Raw genomic sequence first — 2,859 nt, forward strand, 5'->3', positions numbered from 1 at the left:
GAGACTGCTTAACGGCGACGCGGTTTTCGTGGATACGCGTTTCGATCTGGACCGGGCGTTCGAGTTCTACCAGCAGGAGGTGGACGTGATCCGCCTGCGCAGCCAGGCGCGTCTTGATGTGCTCGATATGATGAGCACGGAAATGTCCATGCGTCGGGCCCAGCTGGACGAGCGCCGCAGCAATTTCGAAGCGCGTACGGAGCTTGGCGCCGAAGCACGCGATTACATCTATCTGGCCGGCGAAGTGGATGCGCAGGCCCGTGTCGCCTTGCCCTATGCCCAAAAGGCCACGCTGGCCGATGTGATCTATGACGGCGGCGGGGTGCCGACCCGGACCGGCAATCCGGCGAATATCTACGTGCTGCGTCCCTCGACCGATCCAGCGGAATTCGGGGCAGTGACCGCATGGCATCTCGATGCGCGCAATGCCATCAACATCTCTCTGGCGACGCGCATGGAGATGCGGCCCAACGATATCGTCTTTGTCGAGGAACAGCCGATCACGAAATGGAACCGCGTGATCCAGCAATTTGTTCCGTCGCTCCTGACCACGCCCGCAAATATCGCGTCACGGTGATCCAGCCATCATAAGACTGCTCGGACATGAACGTGTTCTGGAACACAGAAAGGGGCAACGCATATGCGTTGCCCCTTTCATATATCTTCAATCAGCTTAACGAAGCAGGAACGATCAGTTCGTGGTTCCTGTGGTCGTCGTGGTGGTTGTCGTGGTCGTGTCGGATCCATCGGATGCCAAGCCAATCAGGGCAACCGCAGCGATGGCACCGCCGATAGCAGCTCCCGTGCCAAGACCGCCTTCAAGCCCGCCTGCGCCACCAGCACAGCGCACGCGGATCAGCTCATCTGTGTCGAAATTCGCAGCGGTTATGCCGGCTTCGCCGCAAGCTCCCACCCGCTGTGCAATTTGCTCTGCACTCTCATCGCCCATACGGGTCGTAGTGTAGTTGGCCTGCTGGGCAAAGACGGGAAGCGCCGTCACTGCGGCAACCGCACCGGCGGAAATCAGGGTTTGGATTTTCTTCATCACACAATCCTTTCAGTTTCAGGTTGAAGCATACAGCACCAGCGTATGTTTCAAAACATATAATTGCGCACAATCATGACAAAAGCCTTAGGTTGCATCGTAATAGCCCTTGCCATACGCGCCATACGCACCGTGCGCATCCCCATAACCGTAGCGTCGCATACCTTTGGGGTCAATCTGAGCCAAGACGACGCCGGTAACCCTCAGTTTAGCCGATTCGAGTTCGCGCAGCGCGCTCATCACTTGGGCACGATTTGTGCGATCCCAGGCCACCGAGAACAAGATCGCATCGACATATTGGCCGATGACCCGAGAATCGGGCACCACGAGAACCGGTGGGGTGTCGATGATGACATAATCATAAGTGTGGCGCACGTGATCCAGAAAGTCCCGGAACCGGTCTGACGAAAACAGATCGGCAGCATTGACGCGCGATTCTTCGCCCATGAGCACATCTGCCCCGATCCGGTCATCGTGCAGGACCAACTCATTCAGCGGCTTGTCGCCCGAAAGCGCCGTCAGGATCCCGCCCTCGGAAACATCGTCAAAATACTTATTCAGAGTACGTCGGCGAATGTCGCCTTCGATCAGTAGAACCTTCTTGTTTAGCCCGACAAGATTCTGGGCCAATGCGATGGAATGTGTCGTCTTTCCTTCTCCAGGCAGAGACGAGGTGGACATGATCACCTGGGGTGGATTGTCTATATCCGACAGAAGCAGCGAGGTACGCAGGTTGCGCACCGCTTCGGCGGCGGCAGACGTGGGCTTGTCGTGCAGATACCCGATGAGACCTTCGCGGGCCTTGAACGGCATTTTCGGGATTTGACCCAGCACCGGCAAGCCGGTCGCACCTTCGAGCTCTTCTGCACTCCGGAAACCGTTATGCATGTATTGCCGTATCAGCACGATTGCCATGCCAACCATGCCTCCGAGCACCAAGGAAAGTGCCGCGATCAGCGTCGTGCGCGGAGCAACCTTTTCACCGATGATCCCTTCGGAAATGATCCGGCTGTCGGCCTGATTCAGACCGCGTTGCACGGTGGTTTCCTTGAGACGTGTCAGGACGGTCTCGTAAATCGTACCCGTTGCGTCGGCCTCGCGTTGCATTTGCTGGATTCTCATCAAATCGGCATTCTGCCGGTCGATCCGTTGTTGCAAGGTTTGATATGAGGCGGCGAGCGCATTGGCTTGGCTACGTCTGCGCTCTGCGGTGTCACGGGCGTTCTCTATAAGAGTATCGAGTCGTTGCGCGAAGAGGGTTTCGGCTTCCTCGTCTCCCGCCGTGATCTGCGATGCAAGCCGTCGCAGTACAGGATCTCCGGTTTCCTCGACAATGGTGGCTCGATCCTCTATGTCCGCCAAGCTTTGCAATTGCGTTACCGATGCTTCGGCCTCATCAGCCCGCGAGCGCATTTCCTCAAGGCGATCACGCAGATCCTTGGCCTGCACGTAAAGCCCTTCCAGCGCCTCCGGGCTGATCAACTCCGTCTCGGCTCGCGCTGTCGTGATTGCGTCAGCCCTTTCCTGGAATTCCTGTTCCAGTTCGGTCACCCGTTGTGACAACCAATCGACCGCCTCCTCAGTAGCTTCAAATTTTACCGAAACCTGGTCTTGGAGATAGAGATCGGCCAGCGTGTTGATGATCCGCGCGGACTTTTCAGGATCACCAGTGGTGACCGCGACGGTGAACACGTAGGTCTCGCGCCGGACAGAGGCGGTGATTTAACTGCCGAATCTTTAAAAATTGCACTTTCTGATAAAAACACTAAAAATGAAGGAGATTATTTTGAAGTGAAAGGAAGAGATCGACTAAG

The 2,859-nt window shown here is 56.6% G+C and carries 3 protein-coding genes and 1 pseudogene; 2 read left to right on the forward strand and 2 right to left on the reverse strand.

What is annotated here, in order from left to right:
- Nucleotides 1-577, forward strand: a pseudogene (locus R6T97_RS15685) (sugar transporter); the annotation flags it as partial.
- A gap of 114 nt (nucleotides 578-691) precedes the next feature.
- Here R6T97_RS15685 and R6T97_RS15690 read toward each other — a convergent pair.
- Together R6T97_RS15690 and R6T97_RS15695 are read right to left on the reverse strand one after the other, a co-directional pair.
- The gene (locus R6T97_RS15690; protein ID WP_410350224.1) at nucleotides 692-1,045 is read right to left on the reverse strand and encodes a hypothetical protein; all 354 of its coding nucleotides are present in this window, start codon (nucleotides 1,043-1,045) and stop codon (nucleotides 692-694) included.
- Nucleotides 1,046-1,132: 87 nt separating this feature from the next.
- On the reverse strand, nucleotides 1,133-2,608 hold the full coding sequence (locus R6T97_RS15695) for a polysaccharide biosynthesis tyrosine autokinase (protein ID WP_410350225.1): 1,476 nt from the start codon (nucleotides 2,606-2,608) through the stop codon (nucleotides 1,133-1,135).
- Nucleotides 2,609-2,656: 48 nt separating this feature from the next.
- Here R6T97_RS15695 and R6T97_RS15700 point away from each other — a divergent pair.
- A partial coding sequence (locus tag R6T97_RS15700; RefSeq protein ID WP_410350226.1) for a hypothetical protein occupies nucleotides 2,657-2,859 on the forward strand: 203 nt, incomplete at its 3' end.

It is taken from the genome of Yoonia sp., assembly GCF_046498525.1.
In the GTDB taxonomy this organism is placed as follows: Bacteria; Pseudomonadota; Alphaproteobacteria; order Rhodobacterales; family Rhodobacteraceae; genus Yoonia.